23 protein-coding genes and 3 pseudogenes are annotated in these 24,565 nt (G+C 36.3%); 17 read left to right on the top strand and 9 right to left on the bottom strand.

Translation table 11 applies throughout. The features are described 5' to 3' along the window. Positions 1-11 precede the first annotated feature (11 nt). Entirely contained in the window at positions 12-749 is a 738-nt protein-coding gene (locus QRE67_RS14080) for a metallophosphoesterase family protein (protein WP_286120784.1), read from the top strand. A gap of 38 nt (positions 750-787) precedes the next feature. Here the strand turns inward: QRE67_RS14080 and pdxR are convergent, their stop codons facing one another. Then, entirely contained in the window at positions 788-2,230 is a 1,443-nt protein-coding gene (gene pdxR / locus QRE67_RS14075; protein ID WP_286120783.1) for a MocR-like pyridoxine biosynthesis transcription factor PdxR, read from the bottom strand. Between the two features lie 126 nt (positions 2,231-2,356). Here pdxR and QRE67_RS14070 point away from each other — a divergent pair, with 126 nt between their 5' ends. The 10 genes and pseudogenes from QRE67_RS14070 (at position 2,357) to QRE67_RS14025 (ending at position 11,891) form a co-directional block, all read left to right on the top strand. Beyond that, positions 2,357-3,268, top strand: a complete 912-nt coding sequence (locus QRE67_RS14070; RefSeq protein WP_286120782.1) for a DMT family transporter — start codon at positions 2,357-2,359, stop codon at positions 3,266-3,268. A gap of 129 nt (positions 3,269-3,397) precedes the next feature. Continuing rightward, entirely contained in the window at positions 3,398-4,780 is a 1,383-nt protein-coding gene (locus QRE67_RS14065) for an IS1182 family transposase (RefSeq protein WP_286120780.1), read from the top strand. Between the two features lie 438 nt (positions 4,781-5,218). Continuing rightward, positions 5,219-5,452: a hypothetical protein gene (locus QRE67_RS14060; RefSeq protein ID WP_286120779.1), complete on the top strand. Its 234-nt coding sequence runs from the start codon at positions 5,219-5,221 to the stop codon at positions 5,450-5,452. 222 nt (positions 5,453-5,674) lie between these two features. Continuing rightward, positions 5,675-5,785 (top strand): annotated as a pseudogene (locus tag QRE67_RS14055) (IS6 family transposase); the annotation flags it as partial. A gap of 230 nt (positions 5,786-6,015) precedes the next feature. Continuing rightward, positions 6,016-6,372 carry a GNAT family N-acetyltransferase gene (locus QRE67_RS14050; protein WP_286120778.1) on the top strand — a complete coding sequence of 119 codons (357 nt, stop codon included), beginning with the start codon at positions 6,016-6,018 and terminating at the stop codon, positions 6,370-6,372. 83 nt (positions 6,373-6,455) lie between these two features. Beyond that, positions 6,456-7,682: a phospholipase D-like domain-containing protein gene (locus QRE67_RS14045; RefSeq protein WP_286120777.1), complete on the top strand. Its 1,227-nt coding sequence runs from the start codon at positions 6,456-6,458 to the stop codon at positions 7,680-7,682. 870 nt (positions 7,683-8,552) lie between these two features. Continuing rightward, positions 8,553-8,981, top strand: coding sequence for a cell wall hydrolase (locus QRE67_RS14040; RefSeq protein WP_286120776.1), 429 nt, complete (start codon positions 8,553-8,555; stop codon positions 8,979-8,981). Positions 8,982-10,023: 1,042 nt separating this feature from the next. Continuing rightward, a complete protein-coding gene (locus QRE67_RS14035; RefSeq protein ID WP_286120775.1) occupies positions 10,024-10,440 on the top strand; it encodes a hypothetical protein in 417 nt (138 codons plus the stop codon). A gap of 287 nt (positions 10,441-10,727) precedes the next feature. After that, entirely contained in the window at positions 10,728-10,925 is a 198-nt protein-coding gene (locus QRE67_RS14030; protein WP_286120774.1) for a hypothetical protein, read from the top strand. 132 nt (positions 10,926-11,057) lie between these two features. Next, a complete protein-coding gene (locus tag QRE67_RS14025) occupies positions 11,058-11,891 on the top strand; it encodes a DUF2262 domain-containing protein (protein ID WP_286125287.1) in 834 nt (277 codons plus the stop codon). A gap of 87 nt (positions 11,892-11,978) precedes the next feature. Here QRE67_RS14025 and tnpC read toward each other — a convergent pair. The 3 genes and pseudogenes from tnpC to tnpA form a co-directional block, all read right to left on the bottom strand. Further along, positions 11,979-12,602: pseudogene (gene tnpC / locus QRE67_RS14020) on the bottom strand (IS66 family transposase); the annotation flags it as partial. Between the two features lie 38 nt (positions 12,603-12,640). Further along, positions 12,641-12,997, bottom strand: coding sequence for an IS66 family insertion sequence element accessory protein TnpB (gene tnpB / locus QRE67_RS14015; RefSeq protein ID WP_286120773.1), 357 nt, complete (start codon positions 12,995-12,997; stop codon positions 12,641-12,643). Further along, positions 12,994-13,236 (bottom strand): IS66 family insertion sequence element accessory protein TnpA, encoded by a 243-nt coding sequence (gene tnpA / locus QRE67_RS28895; protein WP_483298705.1) that lies wholly within the window; start codon positions 13,234-13,236, stop codon positions 12,994-12,996. Before tnpA ends, tnpB begins: the two co-directional genes overlap by 4 nt. Between tnpA and QRE67_RS14010 the strand changes: the two are divergent. The 6 genes and pseudogenes from QRE67_RS14010 to QRE67_RS13985 form a co-directional block, all read left to right on the top strand. After that, positions 13,227-13,361, top strand: a pseudogene (locus QRE67_RS14010) (IS6 family transposase); the annotation flags it as partial. The gene tnpA and the pseudogene QRE67_RS14010 overlap by 10 nt on opposite strands. A 130-nt stretch (positions 13,362-13,491) precedes the next feature. After that, complete coding sequence (locus QRE67_RS14005) at positions 13,492-15,180, top strand: sigma-54 interaction domain-containing protein (protein ID WP_286120772.1); 1,689 nt, start codon at positions 13,492-13,494, stop codon at positions 15,178-15,180. A gap of 289 nt (positions 15,181-15,469) precedes the next feature. Further along, positions 15,470-16,549 (top strand): M24 family metallopeptidase, encoded by a 1,080-nt coding sequence (locus tag QRE67_RS14000; protein ID WP_286120771.1) that lies wholly within the window; start codon positions 15,470-15,472, stop codon positions 16,547-16,549. Positions 16,550-16,551: 2 nt separating this feature from the next. Then, positions 16,552-17,616, top strand: a complete 1,065-nt coding sequence (locus QRE67_RS13995) for a M24 family metallopeptidase (RefSeq protein ID WP_286125286.1) — start codon at positions 16,552-16,554, stop codon at positions 17,614-17,616. A gap of 75 nt (positions 17,617-17,691) precedes the next feature. Next, positions 17,692-18,759, top strand: a complete 1,068-nt coding sequence (gene eutH / locus QRE67_RS13990) for an ethanolamine utilization protein EutH (protein ID WP_286120770.1) — start codon at positions 17,692-17,694, stop codon at positions 18,757-18,759. A 772-nt stretch (positions 18,760-19,531) separates the two neighbouring features. Next, a complete protein-coding gene (locus QRE67_RS13985) occupies positions 19,532-19,729 on the top strand; it encodes a toll/interleukin-1 receptor domain-containing protein (protein WP_286120769.1) in 198 nt (65 codons plus the stop codon). Between the two features lie 312 nt (positions 19,730-20,041). Here the strand turns inward: QRE67_RS13985 and QRE67_RS13980 are convergent, their stop codons facing one another. The 5 genes from QRE67_RS13980 to QRE67_RS13960 all read right to left on the bottom strand — a co-directional run bounded on the left by QRE67_RS13980 (position 20,042) and on the right by QRE67_RS13960 (position 24,514). Continuing rightward, on the bottom strand, positions 20,042-20,509 hold the full coding sequence (locus QRE67_RS13980) for an NUDIX hydrolase (RefSeq protein ID WP_286120768.1): 468 nt from the start codon (positions 20,507-20,509) through the stop codon (positions 20,042-20,044). A 433-nt stretch (positions 20,510-20,942) separates the two neighbouring features. After that, positions 20,943-21,596 carry an MBL fold metallo-hydrolase gene (locus QRE67_RS13975; protein WP_286120767.1) on the bottom strand — a complete coding sequence of 218 codons (654 nt, stop codon included), beginning with the start codon at positions 21,594-21,596 and terminating at the stop codon, positions 20,943-20,945. A 438-nt stretch (positions 21,597-22,034) separates the two neighbouring features. After that, positions 22,035-22,253: a helix-turn-helix domain-containing protein gene (locus tag QRE67_RS13970; protein WP_004434885.1), complete on the bottom strand. Its 219-nt coding sequence runs from the start codon at positions 22,251-22,253 to the stop codon at positions 22,035-22,037. 10 nt (positions 22,254-22,263) lie between these two features. Then, a complete protein-coding gene (locus QRE67_RS13965) occupies positions 22,264-22,746 on the bottom strand; it encodes a DUF2975 domain-containing protein (protein ID WP_286120766.1) in 483 nt (160 codons plus the stop codon). Positions 22,747-23,536: 790 nt separating this feature from the next. Then, the gene (locus tag QRE67_RS13960) at positions 23,537-24,514 is read right to left on the bottom strand and encodes an ornithine cyclodeaminase family protein (RefSeq protein ID WP_286120765.1); all 978 of its coding nucleotides are present in this window, start codon (positions 24,512-24,514) and stop codon (positions 23,537-23,539) included. Positions 24,515-24,565: the final 51 nt, after the last annotated feature.

Raw genomic sequence — 24,565 nt, 5'->3', positions numbered from 1 at the left:
GGTGTAGTACTTTGGATAAAATTGCGGTTATTTCAGATATTCATGGAAATATTCCGGCTTTGGAAGCAGTTTTTGAAGACATTCAATTAAGAGGGATAGAGCAAATTATTTGTTTAGGAGATTTAGTTGGAAAAGGGCCGCATTCTAGTAAATCGGTAGAGCTAATTCGTGAAAAGTGTGAACATGTTGTAATGGGAAACTGGGATGATTTTATTACGAAACGTAGTGAATCACTCACGATACAATGGCATCAAGACCAATTAACTCACCAGCAACAAAATTATTTAAAAGAGCTCCCTTTCTCTGTTGAATTTATAATGAGCGGGAAATTAATTAGAATGTTTCATGCTTCGCCGCGAAGTTTATATGAGAGAGTTCAGCCAGGTGCTCCAATAGAGCAGCGTGAAAGTTTATTTGAGAATAGTAGTCTTACGGAAAATATCGAAGGTGAAAGGCAGCCTGATGTTGTTTGTTACGGCGACATACATCAAGCTTATGTCCAGAACTTCAGAGGGAAAACATTATGTAATGCAGGTAGTGTAGGAAATCCCCTTGAAATTACACAAGCTTCGTATTTAATTTTTGAAGGAGCATATAATCAAAAAGAAGCAGCTAGTTTTTCTATGCAGCTTGTCCGTGTTCCTTATGATATAGAGCTAGCAATTCGATTAGCTAGAGAAATAGAAATGCCTGACATAGAGCCATATATACAAGAGCTAACAACAGCGAAGTATCGGGGGCTTAAATAGAATTGTAAAAACGCCGATGAAAGGAATCATTGGCGTTTTTATGTTTGACAATGTTTGATCGCAGCGTGAAGACGAAAGATACCTTCTTCAATTTGATTTGTATTCACTTTACCGTATGATAACCGAATATATCCGTCTTTTGCACCAAAAATACTGCCAGGCATGAAAGCGATTTGTTGTTTTAGACTTTGCGTAACGAGTTGTTTTTCATTGATAGGTTGTTTGAATTTCCCCCATACATAAATCCCACCAGTCGGCATGGAAAATGAAACCTCCTCCTGAAGAGTATTGTGCAAGGCGTCTGCTAATACATTTCTTTTTTGCACTAATTGCTGACGTAATCGATCTAAATGCGTATCAAACGAAACGGTTTTAAAAAATTGCTGCATGAGCCATTGTGGAAATATACTTAATCCTAGTTCCATTTGGTGCCTTGCATCTGATAATCGTTCTACGACAGATTGCGGGGCGACAAGCCAACCAATTCGTAATCCTGGTGCAATCATTTTTGATAAAGAGTGTACGTAAATGACCGTTCCGTTTTCATCAATCGATTTTAAAGTTGGACAAGGCTGTTTATTTTCTAATGTTAATAAACTGGACGGATCATCTTCAACTATTGGAATACGTAAGTCCGCACATAGGGATAAAAGTTTTTTTCTTCTATCTGGATGAAGCATCGTCCCCGTTGGATTTTGGAAATTTGGATTTAAAAAAATCATTTTAATACGGTGTTTTCGGTATAGCTCATGTACATCGTCTGGATGAATGCCATGTTCATCAACCGGTAATGGGAAAATACGAATACCTGCTGATTGAAAAAGAGGTAACGAATAACAATGTGATGGGCTTTCGAAGGCTACTGCATCACCTGGATTTAATAAACATTGAACGATGAGATGAAGAGCTTGCTGAGCGCCGGAAGTAATCATAATGGATTGTTCTGTCGCATCAATTTGTAAATGTTCTTTCATATACTTTGCTACTATTTGCCGCAGGGGGAGATAGCCTTGTGGATGATCGTAACTAAGTGATTGTGTTAAAGGTTGTTCATGTAAAATGTTTTGTAATTGCTCATGCGGAAATAAATCACAACCTAGTTCGCCATTAGCAAAATCTATTATATTTTCATTTTGCTGCACTTGTTCACGAATATGACGAAGGAGTGGTAAGTTTGGTAAAAAAGTACCACCCTCTACAAAACCTCTCCAGTTTGGTGTGAAGGTTGGAGATACCCCCCACATATGTGTGCTAACACGTGTACCTTTTCCTGTTGTACTTTCCACAATGCCCATTGCACGTAGTTCATTATAAGCGGTGGTAACGGTACTTCGGTTTACATTCAGTTGCACTGCTAACTTTCGTTCTGATGGGAGAAAACTGCCCGGCGGAAGCTCCCCAAACATAATACGTCTTTCGATATAATCGATCACTTGTTGATAGATCGGAATTTTACTATCTGTATCTAACTGCCATTCCATCGCTGACGTCTCCTTATTTCTTTATTATTATCATTATAGCAAATTGGCTGGGTGAAAAAACAGCCAATTGGACGGTGTTGTATCCAGCCAATTTTATTATGCTAAATAGTGGAAGGGGAGATTTGGATGAAACAATGGCAAATGGAGTGGCTCCTTATATCGGTTGCTTTAGTATGGGGCGCGAATTATACGATCGGAAAATATGGAGTGGCATATATGTCATCCATTCAATTTAATAGTTTACGCTTTTTAATCGCATCTCCGGTATTATTACTTATTACTTTTTTTATGGAGCGTTCATTACGAATTGAAAGAAAAGACTGGCTAAGACTACTAGCCGTTGGAATAGTTGGAACGACACTCTATCAAACATTATTTATGCTTTCTGTAAAATATACTTCTGCAACAAATGCTTCGTTATTAATTGCTATGTCACCTATTTTTACAGGGATTTTAGCGGTACTACACAAACAAGAACGTTTTTCGATAAAAATTCAAATTGGCTCGTTACTTTCCTTTGGCGGTGCAGCACTCGTATTGTTAACAGGACATACGAATCAATCTACATATGAGTATGCATGGCTTGGGAATATCATTGGATTGGTTGCCGCAATTGCATGGGGTTGGTATCCCATTCTGGCACAGCCACTTATTACAAAATATTCGGCGATGCGGGTAACCTCTTGGTCTACATTAATTGGAATCGTGCCGCTCGTTGTATATTGTTTATTCAATGTGAGCTCATTAACATGGCCGACAGATACACTAAGCTGGGGTTCACTAGGTTATTCCGTCGTATTTGCAACAATCTTTGGACTGGCAATGTGGTACGTTGGCATTAGTAAAATTGGTTCAACAAAAGTGATGGTGTACATGTATCTTGTGCCATTGTTTGCTGTGATTTTCGCAGCGGTAACAATCGGGGAAAGAATCAATATGATGCAATTGCTCGGTGGACTTGTTATATTTATCGGTTTATATGTTGTGAAAAAGGGAGCGGTAAAAAAGCCAGCTTTCAATTTGAAAAAAGTGAGTTAATAAAAAATGACCTCTTTCTATAGGAAATGGGTCATTTTCATACTGTTGAAAAACAATCTAGTCAATAGACAAAACCTGAAAATTTCGATAAAATCTCCTCGTGAATGAAATGAAGCGAGGAGATTTTTTATGTACGTTACATATTCCATGAAAGAAATTGAAGAAAATCGAAAGTACTATGAAATGATGTATGATGCTTCGCATCATTTAGTAAAGATGGATCAAGTGATGGATTGGGATTTTGTGACAAGGCGATTGGAAGTGTTCTATCCACATCGTATCGGTCGACCAACGAAAGATCCGATTATGTTAGTGAAAATCTTATTAATTCAGTATTTGGAAGGCTTTCGCTCGGTTCGTTTTACATGTAATCAAGTAAAACAGAATGCGACGTATCGTTGGTTTTTAGGGATTTCCTCGAATGAGAAGATTCCAGATCACTCAACAATCTCTAAGTTTCTCTCGCAACGTCTACGAAATGCGACGTTTTGGGAGGAGCTTTTTCAGCATTGCCTTCGTGTGATTCAACAAGAAGGGTTTATCGCAAACGAAACATGGGTGGCGGATGAAACAGAATTAAAAGCGAATGCGAATAAGCGTGTACGCGAAATCTTGGCGGAAGAAAAAGTAATAGAAGAAAAAGATGAGGATTTAGTGATGATTAACGATCACCGTGTGCGTCATGGGAAGAAACCTTTACAAGCGAAAGGCTCAAAAATAGAAGAAAAACAGACAAACATTAGCCCTGTAGATTCTGACGCTCGCTTGTCCGTCAAACACGATCAACGCGGACGCTTTGCCTATTTTGAGCACCGTATCGTGGATTCGCTTCATAACTTTATCATCGCCACAGATGTCACCGCCGCGAATGTGCCTGGGCATCGTAAATTGATCGGACAAGTTGAACGGTTAAATCAATTATTGGGGAAGTATGCGAAAGAAATCGCCCTTGATTCAGGCTACTACAACGCTTCCCTCGCGCGAAGGTTGTTTCAACGTGGCTTCTTCGTCTACATGTCTTATCGTCGATTTACAACGAAGGATCATCCAAAGTGCCGTCGTTATCAATTTAAACAAGTAAACGAGGATCTCTACGCCTGTCCTTGCGGTGTACCGTTTTATTATAAAACAACGAATCGTCAAGGTTATCATGAATTCAGACCACCTAAAGGAAGTTGTCAATCCTGTCCATTTGCGAAAAAAGAAAACCAAGATCGTGTGTTGCGAATTTCTATCCATCAAGAAATTTACGATCAGTTAAGAGAACAGCGCTTATCAATAAGAGGAAAAATTCTCCGTTCCGTTCGTCCGTCTACGGTTGAACTGAGTTTCGCACATAGTAAAGAACTCCACGGTTTGCGCTATGCACGATACCGTGGAGTTCAAAAGGTTAAAGTACAAGTTTTGATGACCGCCATCATACAAAACTTAAAAAAGTGGACCAAACTACGCTCGCTTAAGCAAGTTGGTTTACACCTAACACATCAAATTATAGAAGAAACCATTCTATAAAACAAATAGAAATCAAGAAAATGCCAAAAAAATTCGGCATTTTCTTAACATAATCTTTTTTCAACAACGTGAAAATGACCTCTTTCTATAGGAAATGGGTCATTTTTGTTTGCGAAGTAAGAGTGCTTGTTCAACAGCCCAAGAATGAAGCGAGGACTTACCAGGATTCAAAGCCTTCTTTATCAATAATCAGGACGGAGGAAAAGTACTAGAAGATTACTACAAGGTAATGGCAGAACAACAAGCCATTCAAGCAGATAGTAAAAAGAATGATGAAGAAGCTTCAAATAATAGCACGAGAAGGTATCACAATCTTTAAATCAGATTATAAGTAAAGAGCTTCTAATCAGGCTCTTTTTATGCATGTAGAAGAACACTTTGTCCACCCCTAGAATAATATATATAGATGTTTTTTATTTAAAATAAGGGAGTGAAAGAATGGAGGAGCTGAAAGGATTAAAACAAAAAATAGATAACTTAAAATTAGAGCAAAAAGAGGTGATACGTGATATACGAAGTTTGGAAACGCGCACTATTATAAATGAAAAAGATATTACTACAATTAATAAGCAATTAGAGAAAATTAGTATGAACACAACCTGGATTTTGCGAATTATTATTGGTGCAGTTGTAATGGCCATTTTAGGTTTAGTGATGAAAGGAACGATGTGATATAACCAGAAAATAAAAAGAGGGACAAATATCTCTCTTTTTATTTTGAGGGGAGATGAGAATAGTGGAGGAACAAATCTTTAATTCAATGATTTAACAAGGGGCGTTCGCAGCGTTATTATATGTTAACAAGAGTTATAAGCGAAGTCTATAGGTTGTATGTTGAGAAAGTTTTTATTGGAGGAGCGGTGCAGTTACACAACACTCACCCCGATAAAATAACGCGTGCGTTCTATGTTGGGATTTAAGTCGTATAAAACAGCAACTTCTATATTGAGTGGTGTTGAAGTCATGCATATGATTAAAAAGGGACAGATTAATTTACAAAACTAATCTGTCCAAAATCAGAAAGAGTTTTATTAGTACATTGGATACAGCGATGAAATTATCAGAATATGCTAATACGATTGTAGAAGAAACGGATGCATCATGGTGGTTTCCTTGGCTGATAATGGAATATGATTTAGTATAGAAATTAACTTCCACTAACGAGATCTATGTAAACCTACATCATTTTTATAAGATTTAAATGCTACTCAATCATAAAAAATCAAATGTAAAAATTGGAGGTTATCACTCATGTCTCAAGTAAGTTTGAAAAAATAACTTCTGAAAACTGGCGAGAGGCTCTTGGACTTTCTGTAAATATTGAGCAGCAAGATTTTGTTGCTGCAGTTACACCTCCTGTTGCTATTGCTCTTGCTAAGGCATATATCAGGCCAGACGATAGGGTAGTTGAACCTTATGGAGTCTACAATCAGCATAAAATGGTGGGTTTCTTCAATTTGCACTATACAGCTGATAGTAAAGAAGACTTTTGGCTTTTTCATTTTTTTATCGATAAAAGCTTTCAAAGAAGGGGATTGGGGTCTGCTGCGCTAGAAGTGTTAATTATTTACATATTCTATGGTAAAGATTAGCTTCATGGATGGATATGGAATAGTTTTGTCCCGATAACAAAAACTAACAGAAAGAAAACGATAATATATAAAGGAGATTAAATATGTTGAAAAAAATAGGTAAAATTTTCCTGGTAATTCTCTTTGTATTTATCGGCGTATGTTTTGTTTTGTTTGTTTGGGATGAAATTGACAGAACAGCAGCTGAAAAAAGTGGGAGATTTGACCAGCAGCCTAGCCAATATCCTATTCGTCAAAGTGATATTACTATGTATACAGACGGGAAACAGTTAAACAATCAATTATTCTCAGATATAAAGAAAGCAAAACATTACGTGCATATTAACTTTTTCTCTATTGCTGATGATAAAGTAAGTCATCAGTTTCTAGAGTTATTGAGGCAAAAAAGTCAGGAAGGTGTAGAAGTATACTATGCAGTGGACAGGCTAGGTGGAATTTTACTAAAGAAAAAGGAAAGAGAATTATTAGTTAAAAAAGGAGTGCATTTTACGTATTACAATAAGCCTGCTTTCCCTTATCTTTCTTCTTCTTTGGATCATCGGAATCATCGTCGTATTTCAGTTATTGATGGAAAGATTGGGTACATTGGCGGATTTAACATTGGCAAGAAGTATTTAGGAGAAAAAGCAAAACTTGGTTACTGGAGAGATTATCACCTTCAAATACGAGGAGAAGGAGTTCAAGATCTAGAACACCAATTTGTGTTAGACTGGAAGAAAAACTCAGAGAAACCGATTCCGATACACAGTGCGATAAAGGAAAAGGGAGCAACCTCGCATCGATTTACTGCATATTATAGCGGAGAAAAACTTGGGCAAGATTATGCAATGCTGTTTCAACAAGCAAAAGAGTCCATCATTATATTAACACCTTATTTTATACCAAAAGACAGAACTATTTGGAACGCATTAGTAGATGCAAGAAAGAGGGGAGTTCGTGTCAAAATTCTGTTCTCACCTCATTCGGATGCACTGTTAGTTAAAGAAGCAGCGTATCCATATATCCGAAAAGCATTAAAGCAGGGAATAGAAGTATATGGTTATAAAAAGGGAGTGTTACACGGTAAAGTATTTTTGATTGATGAAAAAGTATTGATGGTTGGGACCGTGAATTTTGATTCGCGCTCGTTTCATTTAAATGAAGAAATGAACTGTTATATCCATGACCCTGTCTATATTTCGAAAATAAAGCCAGTCATTAATGCAGACTTACAAAATTCAAAGCGAGTAACATCCTCTGACGTCAATCAATTATCTATAAAAGAAAAAATGAAAGAAAAGGTTGCAAAAATGTTTGAGTATTATTTGTAAAAAACAAAGTATTTTTATATTAAGGAGTAGTAAACTACATTTTATTAGAATAAATTAAATTACTGACACTAATAAATAAAGCTATGGAGAGGGAACGTTGTTTTCTTCTCTTTTTTATTTAGGCTATGTTAAAGGAGAATATTGGTACTCATTTTTACTACCATGTAAGAACGATATTTTCTTTCATTTTCTGTGGTGAAGAATGGCTTCATGGTTGGCTAACGGGTGTTTTAGTAAAGTAACTTTCGATAATCCCACTTATATAAAAAGCCTAGCATGAACCTAGCTTTTTTTGTTCATGGGTTTCTAGACCTCTTTATTTATAGTGTTTTGAATGTATACTTTTCTTGCTAATTTTGAGGATATCAAGGGAATTGAGATAAAGTCAATGTTTTAGGGGATGTGAATGTAAACAAATATATGAAAGTTTACATTAGAATATCTAAAAAAAATTAACATAAAATATAGGAATTCGAAAAGCTTGATCTATAATCTGTCACAGTTTTGTAGAAGTGTATATATCTTGGCCAATATTTACATAGGGGTGATTGTTATATTTTTCATTCTTATTTTCCCTTTAGTCATTACCAATATATGTTACCCCAAAAAGAGTGTTTTGGAGAATCAATCTTTATGCTTATGCAAGAGGAATGTATAGCGTGTCTGTCAACAGTAAGTAAAGTGATATAACTCTTCGGCAAATAAAGACAACTCTTGTGTTTGATTCATATTCATAAAAAGCACGTCACCCTTTCTTATTAACATAAGAGAATAGTAACGCGCTTTTAATTTTGAGAATAGTATAAATCCTTAAGTTGATGGATGTGTGGCGGGACCTCATATAGTTGTAAAGAAAATGGAGGGATAGAAATGAGAATTGCGTACACAGAAAGTGATGTAGACTTGTTAGCTCGTCTAATGAGAGCAGAAGCAGAAGGAGAAGGGCAACAAGGGATGCTAGATGTTGGCAATGTGGGTGTGAACAGAGTGATGTGTGATTGTTTAGACTTTAAAGGAATCGCAAACATTCAACAAATGGTGTACCAACAACAAGGCGGAAGTTATTCATTCGAAGCCGTAACAAAGGGATATTTTTATCAACGTGCAAGAGAAATCGACAAAGAGCTGGCAAGAAAATGCCTAGAATATTGGAGGGGACATCCAGCAACCAATTCCCTTTGGTTTTTCAATCCCGTAGGAAATTGTCCGTCTGTTTGGTGGAATCAGGCATTAGCAGGACAATACAAAGAACATTGTTTCTATCAACCAACGAGAACTGATTGTCCAAGAGTATATTGATATACATCACTATAAAATAGATTCTTCCCTATGTTTCGCCGTAAGAGGTTGAACAGGCGATGTAGCGCCTTTGATAGCTCTTGGGTGTCTTTTTGTATGGCTCGAAACAGAAGGGAAAAATAGTCTTTACATTCATTTGTCTATTTGATACAGATCTGAAATAGCTATAAAAAGCGCTCTCCATTTCTATGATTCTACAGAAAGAATAGCGTATTTTTTTGTTTTGGAGGTAATTAATTTCTTTAGCTTGATAGCGATGGGGAGATTTAGAAAAAAGATTGATGAGCAAAAGTTACCCGATTCATCGTATGCTAACGAAATTGGGAAAATAATAGGTAATGGCATTACAAAAATTATTAGTGAAATAAGATAACATGAATATACTATTACTACAAAAATTTGAACTGTAAATTGTATATAAATATGAATTATCTATAATAAATGCAACAAAAGTGTAAATAAGAATGAATGTATAATTGTAATATAATGTGCATTATAACAGTGATAAGGGCTAATGTTTCAAGAAAGAAGCATCAGCTCTTTTTTTACGCAAAGAAAGTGGCTTGTGTTGCGGTGAGGAGTTACATGCAATGCCCTTGTAGCAACGGGAAAAGATTGAATGACACAAAGAAAATTCGATACAAAAGAACGGTGGCTACGTGGTGTGCCAGGATTCGTGGATGTAGCTACCTGTGGCAAATGGATTGTGTGCTTTTTGAAATGTAACAATGGGCTTAAAAGTAGGGAAACAAGTTAAAGTAAATGTTAAAATTGAATATGATGGAGATAATTTACGACCATCAGAATTTTATATACGTTTGTTCAAGAGACAAATGGTAGCTGTTTTGAATTTCTAAAAATGGTTTATATGCCGATTCGACTTCAAGCCCGGCCCAAAAGGAGAACCTTGTGTTGTACATATAGATCAAGAATCTGACTATAAAATTACATGGTTAGCAAAAGGTTTTGAAAGCTTTATTAGAGGGCTTGTAAATGAGGAAGTCTATGATAATAGTGAACAAATCAAGGAGAATATTTAGATATGGTGAAGAATGCCAAGTTTTCACTGATTGTATTGAAAATCTCTAAGGATATAGACGAGGTATCGGAAATTGAAAGTAAAATTAGAGAGATTTCTACTAAAATAATTGAAGAAAAAGGACATTTTCCCTTCATGCTGATGAAAAGTCAATGTTGCTATACGATTTGCAATTTTGGTTATATAGTCGCCAGTTTAAAAAAGTTTCTAAGCAACTATTTTGAAGACTATTCTCAAATTATAGCGTGTGCGGGCGAACAGGGAGAGTATATCTTCAGTTGTGGCGGATATGCACCTGCGTTTATAGATGATTGGTTAGAACAACGTATGCAAGAAAAAGTAATTGTAAATAAAAATGGAGAGATACGTTTTACTTCAGAAGCTATAAGGTCTCTAATCAAAAAAATGAATACAATATGATTTTTTGTTATAGAGTACTTACCAAATAGTTTGCTTTTGCGAAAAAAGAGAAGCATGAAATGAAACAATCGTTATTTTTATCCGGCTATTTGTGGGTAGTAAGACCTCTACTTCAAAATTCGATGAAAGTGAAGAAGTTAGATGGCGGATCAACGGTTCGTAAAAGCCCGATTGGCGAGATCTGATAATCAGTGGGGATGAAGAAAACCATCACTGATTAAAATTTCACTTTATAAATTTCCTAAGTCGTATAAAAGTGTTAAAAAAGCAAAAGTAGGAGAAGATTTATGAAGGAAGTTAATGAGTTTTTGACTAACTTTTCAAAAGTTAATTCAGATGAATATGTGATGAATTACTATGAATTTGTTAGTCTATCATTAAATAAAGATAAAGATATTAAAAAAATATTTGAAAAGTTTTCAGAAGGATATGAATTCAATGGCCTTACCCCATGCCGATTAACCTCACAAATAAAAAGGCAGTAAAATAAATAAATAAATGCTTCCTTAACGTACAAGGGATCAGTTACAATATATCGAATACGTGTCTAAGTGTACAATTAAAATAAAACAAGAAAACTCGCAAAGTACTTTCAATACGATTTGTGCTTGAGCGTGATGAAGGGAATGTGTGTTAAATTGAGTAAATCGAGTGAAAAAATTAGATTTGAGAATAGATTCACAGAAAATGTTATTGAGGTAGCAGCTGTCACAGGGGCATCAGGAATTGGTGCGGGAAAAGCAGGTGACAACATTATGTGGAATGCGTCAATTAATTTGATTGCGTGGAAAAACTTATATAACAATGAAACTGTTATAAAAGAAGAGCTACGACTTGAATGGTTGGTTGATGATGCAGAATTGGAACAATCAAGAGAAATTTTAAAAGAGAATACAGTTGTAAGATTACAGGTCCGTAGGGCAGAAAATTCGATGATGCTTGTTAAGGTTCTGGAAACAACATATAGAGATGATGAGTTTGAAATAATATTGCAAGATTCGATGAAGCCGGTTTATTATAATGATGAGATGTTGGGCGAGTTTTCGCTTGATAAAAGAGTTAAACTTTTTGAAAAGAGAATTTCTTGGGGTGGTGAAGAATGTAGTTTGTATTTTGATTGGAATGAAGACCAGCATATTATGAAGTCTGCGTTGGAAACAGCATATGCACTTTTCAAGGAGCAGGGTGAATGGAACAGGAAAATTAAAATGTACGCTTCAGGAGAACTAGTAGAGTTAGCAAATGAATGGCTACAGGATAATGATGAGGCAGAGATAGATGAGATTACAAAAGAAATGTTCATTGATTTCATGAAATTAGACAGCATAAGTGTTTATCCAGAAGGTGATTTTGAGATGTTCTTTTTTGATGGAGATATGTTTTGGGGGCATTGTATCATTGTAGACGGAAATATTGATGGGGTTCTCACTTCGGCTGATATTGCAGGATAAATGTATTGAGTGAATGATAGATGAGAAATAAAAAAACGATTAATGACTTATAATTTGTAGTCGAGTTAATTCGCAATCGGGCACATAGTAAGTAATCGCCTTTCCTAGAGCACTTTTGGGTAGGACTCGGTCTTTTTGTTCATGAAGCCATGCCGAAAAAAGGTCCAGAATGGGTCTGCTTTTTTCAAGTCGCTGTTCATATCGTTCTGTAGGGTCGACATGTTTTAGTGTTCTCTCAATGGAGTATAGTTGATTACAGAAGTGCAGACCTTCGGCCGCCTTCACCTTTTTACCCTTCTGTGAATCGGGTAAAGCCTTTAAGGATTCATCAAATTTACGTCTGACATGCGCCCAACATCCGACAAGGATGACATTCGGTACTTTATTGTACCCACTATACCCATCCACTTGTAGATATCCTTGATATCCTGTTAAAAAACGTTTTGGATGTTCGCCTGCCCTTGTTGGCTGATAATCATAGAGAACGATAGGCGTATCCTCTCGTCCTGTACGATATAACCACAGATAGGACCTGGTAGTTGCGGCACGACCAGGTTCACGTAAGACTTGGAAGGTTGTTTCATCCGCATGCAGGATGGTTCGAGCGAGTAGATGCTCATGCATCCTTTTATACAACATCACTAACCATTGTTCAGCCCCGTATAATAACCAATTCCCCATCGTTTGACGTGATAAGTAGATTCCCATTCGACAAAATGAATCAAATTCCTTCTAAACATACGAATTTTTCACAGGATTGTTCTCGCATATACGGCTTGATGCCCTTGTTTTTGATGAAAAGTAAATCCATCAAGAAGCCACCTCAGTTGCCTTCTTGATATGGTGAGTGGGACATTTGGATGTTGAGTTGGCCAGTCAAACTTTCCTTTTTCCAATCTGCGATAGTGCAACCAAAATCCATTATGTTCCCACACGAGAATCTTTAGTTTATCGCGTGAGCGATTGCAAAAGACAAATAAACAAGAAGAAAAGGGATCTAAGTCAAACTCTTCCTTCACAATGGCTGCCAGTCCATCAATGGATTTACGTAAGTCTGTAGCTCCTTGTGCGATCCATACCCTTTCAATAGCTGTTTCTGGTATCATAGCTGCTTTACCGTCTGCATCACTTGTAGAAGCACTTGTAGAGTAAAAGGTGCATCTATTTCAATCGTAGCTTCATTAAAATGAATACGGATGGTGGTATGTATTTTTTCTTCTATGGGAGGGACATTCATAGATATCCATTTTGGACGTTTACTTTCATTCGGGTCTTCCGTTTGAGGTGATAATTTCTTGAGCCAGTAATATAGCTGATGAACCGGTAGGTTCTGTTTTTGACACAGCTACATCCATTCTTTCTGGAGTAGAAGCCATGCATATGATCAAAAAAGAACAGAGTGATTTACGGAACCAATCTGTTCAAAATCAGAAAGAATTCATCCATCAATTGTTTGGACTGGTAGCATAAAATACAATTCTGTTAGGGATATATGCACTTTATTCTCTTTTATTTTTGCACCAGAACCTTAATCATGACACAAACTCGCCGAAATGATAGAGTAATAGTGAAAAATAGACAATTGGGTGGTGGAATCATTATGAAGCATCTTCTTCCTAGCATAGAAGACCTGTTGCAAACGAATTTTTCTTTGCTTTCCGATATGGATGACAAAAATGAAGCAGCATATATATTTAAACAGCATCAAAGTGAAGTCTGGATGTTAACGATAAATGAGTATCTTCATTATAAAAGCGAGAATATCAAAGAACTTTATTGGAAAAAAGCGGGCGTTTCCAATGAAAAAGCTGTTATTCAAGACGTGATTCAAGAAGTGCAAACATCAGGTGTTGTGGTTATTACGGATAGAGAAGGAAAAATAAAGGGCTACATCGCTTCCGATACTTTACTTTCTACATTGCTTGAATCTTATCAATATTCACAGGCCTATTTTCAAACTATGATCGATACAATAGATGGCTCGGTCTCGATTGTGGATGCGGGAGGGAAAACTGTTGTTTGGACTTCTGGTGCAGAACGGATTTTTTCCATTCCCAAAGAGGAAATCCTTGGAAAAGACATGACTCAGTTTTTTCAAAAAGAGATGTTGTTAAATAAAGTAACAATGGAAACAGGACAATTATTTCGTTACAAACAGCATAATCCTCGAGAGGACCTATTTGTCATGATTAATAGTAGTCCCGTCATCATCAGAGATCGAATTGTCGGTGCAGTGGCAGCGGAAACGGACATTACGAGTCAAGTGTTGTTGAACCAAAAGCTAATGAATGCTTCCTCAAAAATTCATCATCTACAACAGGAGGTTTCCAGACTGCAGGCGTCAAGCGACTCTTTTCAGCAAATAAAAGGCTCGAGTCAACTAATAAAGGATACGGTTTCATTATCAAGGAGAATGTCTGAAACGAATGCGAACATTTTATTGCTTGGAGAAACAGGAGTCGGGAAAGAAATTTTTGCAAAAGCAATCCATCTTTCCCAAGGTTCAACCTCTCCGTTTGTCGCGGTAAACTGTGGCGCCATTTCACCATCTTTGTTTGAAAGTGAGTTTTTTGGATATGAGAAAGGGGCATTTTCAGGGGCAGATGCCAATGGGAAGAAAGGGAAGCTGGAGTTGGCGAATGAGGGTACGCTCTTTCTCGATGAAATTGGTGATTTGCCGTTGGATATGCAAGTGAAATTACTCCGTTTTCTTCAAGATAAAACATATTATCGTGTCGGAGGAACAAAGCAATTGATTTCTCATTGCCGAATCATCGCCGCCACAAATAAAGATTTGGAAGCAATGGTCAATGTGGGTACATTTCGGGAAGACTTATATTATCGTCTTAACATTTTATCTATTACCATCCCACCATTGCGGGAACGGAAATTAGATATTATGGAGTTACTTCATCTCTTTATATATGAGTTTTCATTATTATATCATCGTATAATTGATTATGTAGATCCGCAGGTCATTTCCATATTATTAAAATACGATTGGCCAGGAAACGTTAGGGAGCTGAGGAATACAATTGAACGATTAGTATTATTGTCGGAAGACGGAAAAATCACGATAGAAGGATTACCACTAAAGATGTCGCAAGCCAATTTTCCATTCTTATATCATGATGAATCTTTGCAAGGAGATCTCAATCAGTATGAAAAAAATAAAATTATTGAAGCTATCCGAGCTGAGAATGGAAACAAGCAAGCGGCGGCTAAGAGGTTAGAAATTTCTCGAGCTACTTTATATAATAAGATGAAAAAATTAAGTATCAAGTTTTAACGATAGATAAAAAACAGTGCTGGAAATTTGTTGCGGCACTGTTTTTTTAGTTACGTAAAAAACATTTGAGTTTGTATTTAAAGCTGTTGCTCCACACAAAAAATTTATGTAAAACCGATGAATCAAAAGTATGATTTAGGCTGTGACTTTTTAGTTGTATAAAAAGATAGACAATTATTGCTTTAAAGTGTCTGAAATAATAGACAGCCATTTCTGAGACTCCTTCTTATCACTAATCTTTCGAGTTGGCACAAAACTTGCATTGATTTAGATGCAGGGAGGAATAAACATGAAAGAACGATTACAAGCACATGACATTCAAGGAGGCTTGGTGACATCACGCCATAATATTTTTTATTTATCACAATTCGATTATGACCCACATGAACGATTTGTCGGTATTTTTGTATTTGCAAATCGCGAGCCGATCTTTATTACACCAGGTATGGAAGTTCAAATGCTGAGGGAAGCAGGTTGGAACAATCAAATCATGAGTTATACAGATTCCGATAATCCGTGGGCACTTGTTCGTGAGGTAATCCACAGTAAGAGCGAGATGAAGCGATTTGCTGTAGAGAAACATGAAATCTCTTATTTTTACATGGAAAATCTGCAACGAATTTTGCATAACATAGAGTTTGTATCGCTAGATGATAAGCTTACCGGGATGAGACTTGTAAAAGATGAGAACGAAATTGCAATTTTACGAGAAGCGGCCGCTTTTGCCGATTATGGAGTGAAAGTAGGTATCGAGGCTTTAAAAGAAGGCGTGACAGAACTTGAAGTGCTAGGAAGAATTGAATACGAATTAAAGAAAAAGGGTATTCGGGAAATGTCATTTTTGCCGATTATCCTGTTTGGCCAAAATGCTAGTAATCCTCACGGGAAATCAGGAGCGAACAAGTTGAAAAAAGGTGATACGGCCTTGTTTGATTTAGGTGTGAAATATAAGGGTTACAGCTCCGATATCACAAGAACAGTCATTTACGGTCATGCCAATAATGAACTCCAGACGATCTACAACACAGTTTTGCAAGCAAATCTTGCCGGATTGAAAGCTTGTCAGCCTGGAGAACGAATTGGAGATATTGATATAGCCGCAAGAAACATCATTCAAACGGCCGGATATGGCGATTTTTTCCCGCACCGAATCGGCCATGGTTTAGGAATCGGTGTTCATGAAGCTCCGTCAATAAACGATGCCAATAATGGAATTTTGAAACGAGGTATGGTACTCACAGTCGAACCAGGTATCTATATCACAAGGTTTGGCGGTGTTCGGATTGAAGATGATCTTGTAATTACGGAAAATGGATGTGAAGTGTTAACGAAGTTTCCAAAAAAAATTCGAATTATAAAGGGAGATTAAAGATAATGAACCGAATTGAAAGAATACAGAAACAACTTACCAAGAACAATGTTGATGCCATTTTGATCACGAAGGGTGAAAATCGCCGATATACGACGGGTTTTACAGGATCTGCAGGCACAGTGTTGATTTCGCAAAAGGGCGTGACCTTTATCACAGATTTCCGCTATATCGAGCAGGCGAAAGATGAAGTGAAAAATGCAAAAATCATAATACATGACGGTAATCTTGAAAAAGAAGTGGCAAGTGAAATCGATCGGCACGGTATTCAAAAGGTGGCTGTAGAGGCAAATACTATGACGTTAAAAGCATTCTCAACTCTTAAAGAATATGTAAATGTAGAATTGGTTCCATTGGAAAATATAGTTGATAAGGTAAGAGAAATTAAAGAGCAGTCAGAAATAGAAACAATGAGAACAGCAGCTCATATTGCCGATCAGGCGTTTGATTATATTTTGAATGTTATTAAACCAGGTATAACAGAGTGGGAGGTCCGAGATGAACTAGAAGCCTATATGCGAAAGAAGGGTGCCTTCTCTTCTGCATTTAATATCATTGTTGCTTCCGGACAACGAGCGGCCTTGCCGCATGGGATTGCTTCCAAGAAAGTGATTGAGCACGGTGACATGGTGACCCTTGATTTTGGAGCGATGTACAATGGGTATTGCTCCGATATCACGAGAACCATTGCAGTTGGGAGCTGTTCGGATGAGTTTCGCCATATTTATCATATCGTCTTGGAAGCGTTAAAACGCGGGACAGAAGGGATTCGAGCTGGTGAAAAAGCGAAAAAAATTGATGATTTAACAAGAAATTATATTACAGAAAAGGGCTTTGGAGATCGTTTCGGACACTCAACAGGCCATGGATTGGGTCTAGAAGTGCATGAACAACTCCGTCTTTCCGACAAAAGTACAGAAGTGCTGCAAGCTGGTATGGTTGTAACAGTCGAGCCAGGAATTTATATCCCGGAATGGGGTGGCTGTCGTATCGAAGATGATATAGTGGTGACAGAGAATGGTTATGAAATTATTACACATTCAACAAAGAAATTACTGATTTTATAATCGTATAGAAATTGAACAGGCCATACTAACAATGCGTTACAGTGGCCATTCATGTGAATGGTGGTTATATACAACATGAATGATATCATTATCATGATGATGACAGGATTTATGCTGCTTGGTGCAGCAGATCATCTGCTTGGGAATCGTTTTGGAATTGGGCAAAAATTCACGGAAGCATTTCGTTCCATGGGAGCTTTAGCGTTGTCAATGGTAGGGATGATTTCCTTATCGCCTGTTCTTGCCAAGATGTTAACGCCAATTGTGTCTCCCATTTATCAATTTCTCGGGGCGGATCCTTCAATGTTTTCATCGACGTTTTTAGCGCTTGATATGGGCGGCTACTCACTTGCGAATGAAATGGCGCAATCGAGTGATGCTGCTTTATTTTCTTGGGTGTTTTTAGGGACGATGATGGGTCCAACAATCGTATTTACAATTCCGGTAGCTTTAGGCATTATTCAAAAGAAAGACCATCCCTTTTTTGCAAAAGGAATATTAATAGGGCTTATGACAATTCCGGTTGGCTGTTTAGCAGGAGGATTCGTAGCAGGGTTTGATTTTGCATGGATGATGAAAAACTTGCTGCCATCTATCCTCATTTCTATCATGGTCGGTATTGGTATGGTAAGTTTTCCATCCATAATGATTCGCGGGTTTACATGGTTTGGTAAAGGTGTTGAAATGGTTATAATGATTGGACTTGTCACTGTTATTATTGAAACATTGACAGGTTTTGTTCTTATACCAGGGATGCTACCGATTACAGAAGGATTTGTGACAGTCGGGAAAATTACAATTATCCTTGCTGGTGCGTTTCCGTTTGTATTTGTGTTGGTAAAAGTGCTAAAGAATCCTTTTGCTCTGTTGGGAAAAAAGCTGGGCATGAACCAACAAACATTCGGTGGATTCATTGCGTCCTTTGCCCATCAGATTCCTATGTTTGCAACCTTGCACGAAATGGATGACCGCGGAAAAGTCGTGAATACCGCGTTTGCCGTGAGTGGTGCATTTGTATTTGGTAGTCACTTAGGATTTGTGGCAGGTTTGGAGAAGAATTTTGTCATACCGCTTATTGTCGGCAAACTGACTGCTGGATTTTTGGCTACAGCATTAGCTTTGTTAGTGACAAAACAACGTTAACAAAAGAAAAAAGGAGCAAACAATCCCATCGGTTGTTTGCTCCTTTTTTGATTCTGGTGCAATAAATATGGTCGTTGTGTACACTGGAAATATTCATAAATAAAGGACGTGTATGACGATTCTCAATCAGACTCTTTAAATTTAAAAAACTTTGCAACAGAACCCAAAACATCATCCTTTCCTATATTCTACCGAAAAAATAGCATTTTTTCGTGTTACGGCTACAAAATCACTTTAGCTTGATGGATGTGGGGTAGCACCCCATGCCCATCAAGCTATGATTTTGAAGTATCCCCAAAACGAAAATTTTATCCTTCCATAAGAATCCAGACATTTTTTTTCTTTTGGGTGAACAATGGATTTTTTAACTTGATGACAACGTGGCGAGATCCCTAATAGAAAAATAACAAGGAAGAGTAATACGAAACAGAGAGAAAAAATGTAGCTTTTAAATAAAGTTTGAGTAAAAGCATCTTATAAACACGTATTTTATAGCAACTTAAAAGGATTCATTTTGAATAAAGTCTAATCAAAATGAATCCTTTTCTTTTCAGATGAACTTTCAGTTTTATAAAAAAGTTTGATCAAAACTCACTTAGAATTTCTAAATTGAAAGAGGAAAAGTATCGCAACTTTCTTACAAACGTCGTTACTTTATTTTAAAGCCACATAAGTAGCTATGGTAAAATATTCATATGAACAAACTATAAAATGAGAAAAGATTTTTTATCACAAGAATTATATTGACCAAAAGATAGGAGAGGGAATACATATGGAACAAAATAAAGAATTTGGTTCAAGTCCACCTAAAGTGTTTATTTCATATTCTTGGACATCACCCGATTATAAAGAAAAAGTTAATTCATTAGCAAATCGCCTTATGGAAAATGGTATTGAAGCTGTAATTGATGCATGGGATTTAAAACCTGGGAACAATATGTATGCTTTTATGGATGTTCAGTTAAAATAATGTTTTAGACTAAACATCATTGGTTTAATTGTATTTATCTATTCTTATGTTTCAAATTTAATAAAATAAGGATGTAGACTGATGACTAAATTTCATTTTACACAAAGATTTTTTATTAAAATAAAGTATTAGACTACATAATCAATGCACAACTTATATATGAGAGCTAGAGAATGTATAAGAGAACTTATTCAATATCTAAATAAAAAAGGAATAGACAGGAAAAATATTCGATTTATATGCCAAAGTAGTAATAATGAACCAGATTTCACCTAACGCTCTTTTAATCGAAGATGCATATTTTAGAGTGCATTAAACCTTTTTACTGATAATATGTTCAATTTCTTTTGGCATCTCTTTAAGTTTTTTTAAGTATTCATTGAGAAACATTGGCAATATAGTGATACTATCAATTTCTTCGATTTTAAACCATCTGAACTTTAATACTGAATTAGATTCATGTTCATAACCTTCAAAACTTCTTTGTTCGTAAATTGATGTGTCTGTTAAGACTTCAATTAGGTAATAAAATTCAATTCCTTGTTCCTTTTTATTCTCATACTCAAAAAAGTTTTCAGCTATCCATAATAGTTTTATGATATTAATTTCCACATCTAATTCTTCTTTGTATTCTCTTTTTAAGGCTTCCATAGTAGTTTCGAAATCTACACCATTAAACTCCACAGCTCCTCCTGGTAAAATCCAGAAGTCGTCCATCTTATGTAAAAGTACATGTTCATTATGTATTAATACACCAGAAGTTCTAATGTTTGTTCTCACAAAAACACATCCTTTCTCAATTCAATCAAATATTAATACATCAAAAACTTCCTATAGTTAAATAAAAATATCCGTTCAGTCTACAACTATTTTTTAATAGTCTAATACTTTTTTCTATAGTCTAAAACATTTTTTTAATGGGACAAATGCAATTCTCAATGGGGTAGAGTCAGGAAAATGCGGATATACAACGTTAAGGAAATTTCAATATTAAAAAGCCTAATTTCTCAATTTAATGCTGAGAAATTAGGCTTTTTTCATTGCTCTATTAAAGCACCCGATTGTTAAAGAATGACGACCTTCTATTGACTGTCAGTATTGTTGAAGAACTAAAAAGATAAAATTGAGTACTAAGAAGGAACAGCTATTCTTCAACCTTCACATCTGTTTAGCAACAACGCCTCAATAAATGATAATCCATTATTAGTATCCTTTATAATTTTTGGATCTGATCATTAATATTTACCTTACTTAATCCTCCATGGTAACAAATCACGGATTCAATGTCTAAGTCTAAATATTTCTTCAAAGATTGTCGAGCAGCCTTTATATCCAAAGTGGTTGGAACATGAATTCCCCCCAATGTTCCGTTTACACTGTACATCGAATCCCCGGCAACAAGCGTTTTACTTTGCCTCAAATATAAGCTGATATGGCCAGGAGTATGCCCTGGAGTATGGATGACACGAATACCGCCACAATACGGCAGTTCTTGACCGTCAATCAAGGTATCATCCACTTTTCCCTTCGGTGGATTCTCTATGTGCCCGTCTTTCAAAAGAGGTAAATCCCCCTGGATATAAGGCTTATCTAGTTCGTGAGCATAAACTTTAATATTACTTCCACAATTATGCAATATTTCAGGAAGGCTGCCTATATGATCTATATCCTGATGCGTCAAAATCACAACTTTTAGTTTATCGAACGACACTCCTATCTTATCCATTGCTACGTGTAAATCTTCAATTTGTCCCGGGAAGCCAGTGTCTATTAAAACAGCCATTTCCTGATCCCATAAAAGGATTGGATGAATAATGTTCCCATGAAATTCAAGATCCAGCATCTCTACTCCCTTAGAAATTTCCATAACTTTGGTCTCCTTTATAATTAGATTCTATTGATGTAAAATAATAGGTTTTCTTACACAAGAAGATTGAAAAAATAAAGCTAATTTTGTACTTAAAATACTATTATTACTTAGTTCACTAATTATTCATTATCATGCTAACCAGCTTCGTCATTTAAAGCTTCGATTTACTTTTAATAATTCCTTCTCTTATTCAAGAAAATGGTCTCGCTAGATTCTTTAAGACCATTAAAACTTCCTTAACGCTGTTAAAATCGGGGAAATCGTCAGGAAAATTTACTTAGCGTTGTATATCCGCATTTTCCTGACGCTACCCCTCAATGGAATTCTCTAATTAAATAACAATAATAAACGCAGAGAAGGGATAGTTTAATCGCTATCCCTTCATCTTAATTTCACTATCTAATCCCATTGGTTGAAGAAAGTTGTTGTCTGTTTTTATTGAGTGTCTTCGTCGCTTTTGTACTCCAAAATATCACCTGGTTGACAATCCAAAGTCTTACATATCGCTTCTAATGTTGAAAAACGAACCGCTTTTGCTTTCCCATTTTTTAGAATGGAAAGATTCGCCATCGTAATCCCAACCCTCTCCGAAAGCTCCGTTACGCTCATTTTTCGTTTTGCTAACATCACATCAATATTAATAATAATTGCCATATCCTCCACCTCAGACCGTTAAATCATTTTCTGATTTTATATTAATAGCTTCTTGTAAAAGTCTTTGGAGAACAGCAGCAAAAACGGCGATCACCATAGAGGCGAAAATAATGACCAATCCGATTGGTATGATACTTGGAGGGTCAACTCTTTCCGCCATGAGATAGTAGAGTGGCATACCTAGCAAGTACAAGGTACTGATCGTGATGGCACAGTATTTTATATTCTTTAAAGCCTTTACCGATAATTCCGAGAACGCTTGGTTCTTATCAATATAGCTTAAAAGTTTAAAAGCTTGATACAGAGCAAAGTAAAAAGGTATCGCTGCCGCGTACATATCGATTAAAACGAGAGATTTCATATAAGCAATATCTGGATACAATTCTCCAGCAAAATTCCCGATCTTAGGCACCAAAAATATGCACAATGCAAGAACTGGGATTCCTATAAAAATAACAGCTAGTTTTAAAAAGAGTGTCGTAACTTGTTTCATAAAAAGCACCTCGCTTATTTAATGACAACATGATTTTATCATATGATTTATCGTTTTACAATAAATTCGTATTGTTTTTTATTATATTATTATTGTTGTTATTGATGTAGCTTTGAAATAAAGTTTGATTAAAAAGTTTCCACAAACACTAGTTTAGCTGTAAGCGAAAAGTGTAGCCTTGGAACAAAGTTTGATTAAATTAACTTAATAAACCTTGATAAAAAAGGCAAATTAAAAAAGCGTGTTTTGTGTAGCTTTGAAATAAAGTTTGATCAAAAACACCCCATAACGATAAAGTTAACGAAGGTAAAGCACAAAAAACAATAAGGATAGATGATCTAGACGAATCATTTACCCCTGAAGTTGTACCAACGAAATTAAAAAACGCAGTGTCACCGTTCTTTAATTCAGCGTCTAAGATTTACGATCCATACAAACGAGTGGCAGTCGCTTACAACCCGATGCAAGCTGGAGAAATCAATTCTAAGCGAAATTCCTGAGGCAATACGTTCATTTAAAGAAGCCATCTTTGCGGAGAAGGGCAATCGTATTCAATCGTCATTTAACGGTTACTTCTATAGAATAGTTGAAGCGAAATTCATGGAAGAAAGACGGAGAGAGTGTCGTGTGGGGGTATATGATTTCCTTGAGGGTGACTTTTGGTGACCAAAATAAAAGAGCGCACTCGAATGCGCTCATATATAATGTTTTATTTAATAGAAACGTTGATAACATGTGCTTATGACGAATTATTATTCATTTTCGTTTATACAGTCGAGTCACTAACGTGTCACTTTACGAGTGACTTTTCCTTGTGTTTTTGATAAATCGAATTAGCTACAACTGTATCTAAAAAGGCAACACCAACAGATTTAAATAAAGTAATTTCATCAGAATGTGTACGCCCATTTTTATGTCCCGTAATAATATCACCAAGTTCGCTGTAGATGTTAGAAAAGTCCCATTCATTCTTTTCAATAGCAACGAGAAAGTCACCAGCTTCATGGCGAACACCTTCTAATGTATCAACAATAATTTTATTACTGCGCTGCAATGTTGTTACATCGAGCTCTTGCATATGAGGTTGATAAGAACCGATCCCGTTAATATGCGTACCGTTCTTTAAGTTATTCCCGTCAAATACAGGAGTAGTAGAGGTTGTACTACAAATAATAATATCAGCTATCGAAACAGCCTCATTGGCTGATTCGATAATTTCAATTGTTCCATTCCATTCTGGATACATGGAGAGTAATTGTTTTTTAAATTCATATGCTTTTTGCATCGTTCGATTGATGAGAAGAATATGAGTGAGGGAACGTACTTCCATGACAGCTTGTATTTGTCCAAGCGCTTGAGCACCGCAGCCAATAATGGCACAGATACTAGAATTTTGACGAGCGAAATGTTTAGTTGCGATTCCACTCATCGCTCCCGTTCGCAGTGTTGTTAAATAAGAAGCTTCAATTGTAGCGACATGTTGACCAGAATTTGTTTCTGTTAGGACGATTAAGCTTTGCAAAGCTTTTTTTCCTTTTTGAGTATTTTGCGGGAAGATACTAACGATTTTCGTAGATGCAAATTCAATGGGAGCTACATAAGAAGGCATATAAAGAGAGTTTGCCTCTTCTTGAGAATGCTGGACATTCAGTCGTACGGGTGTCGTGATTTCATCGTTCATATAATAACGAAAAGCTCTTTCAACATCTTGCAAACAATCTTTCATTTTATAGGTGTTTTTTACCATTTCTTCTGTAATGTGAATCATTTTTATTTACCTCCTTTGTAGTAGAAAAGGGGCGTTTATTTTTCCCCAGAT

Origin of the sequence: Bacillus sp. DX3.1, from assembly GCF_030292155.1 — a bacterium.
Taxonomy (GTDB): Bacteria; Bacillota; Bacilli; order Bacillales; family Bacillaceae_G; genus Bacillus_A.
This window is presented reverse-complemented; position numbering and strand designations above follow the sequence as displayed.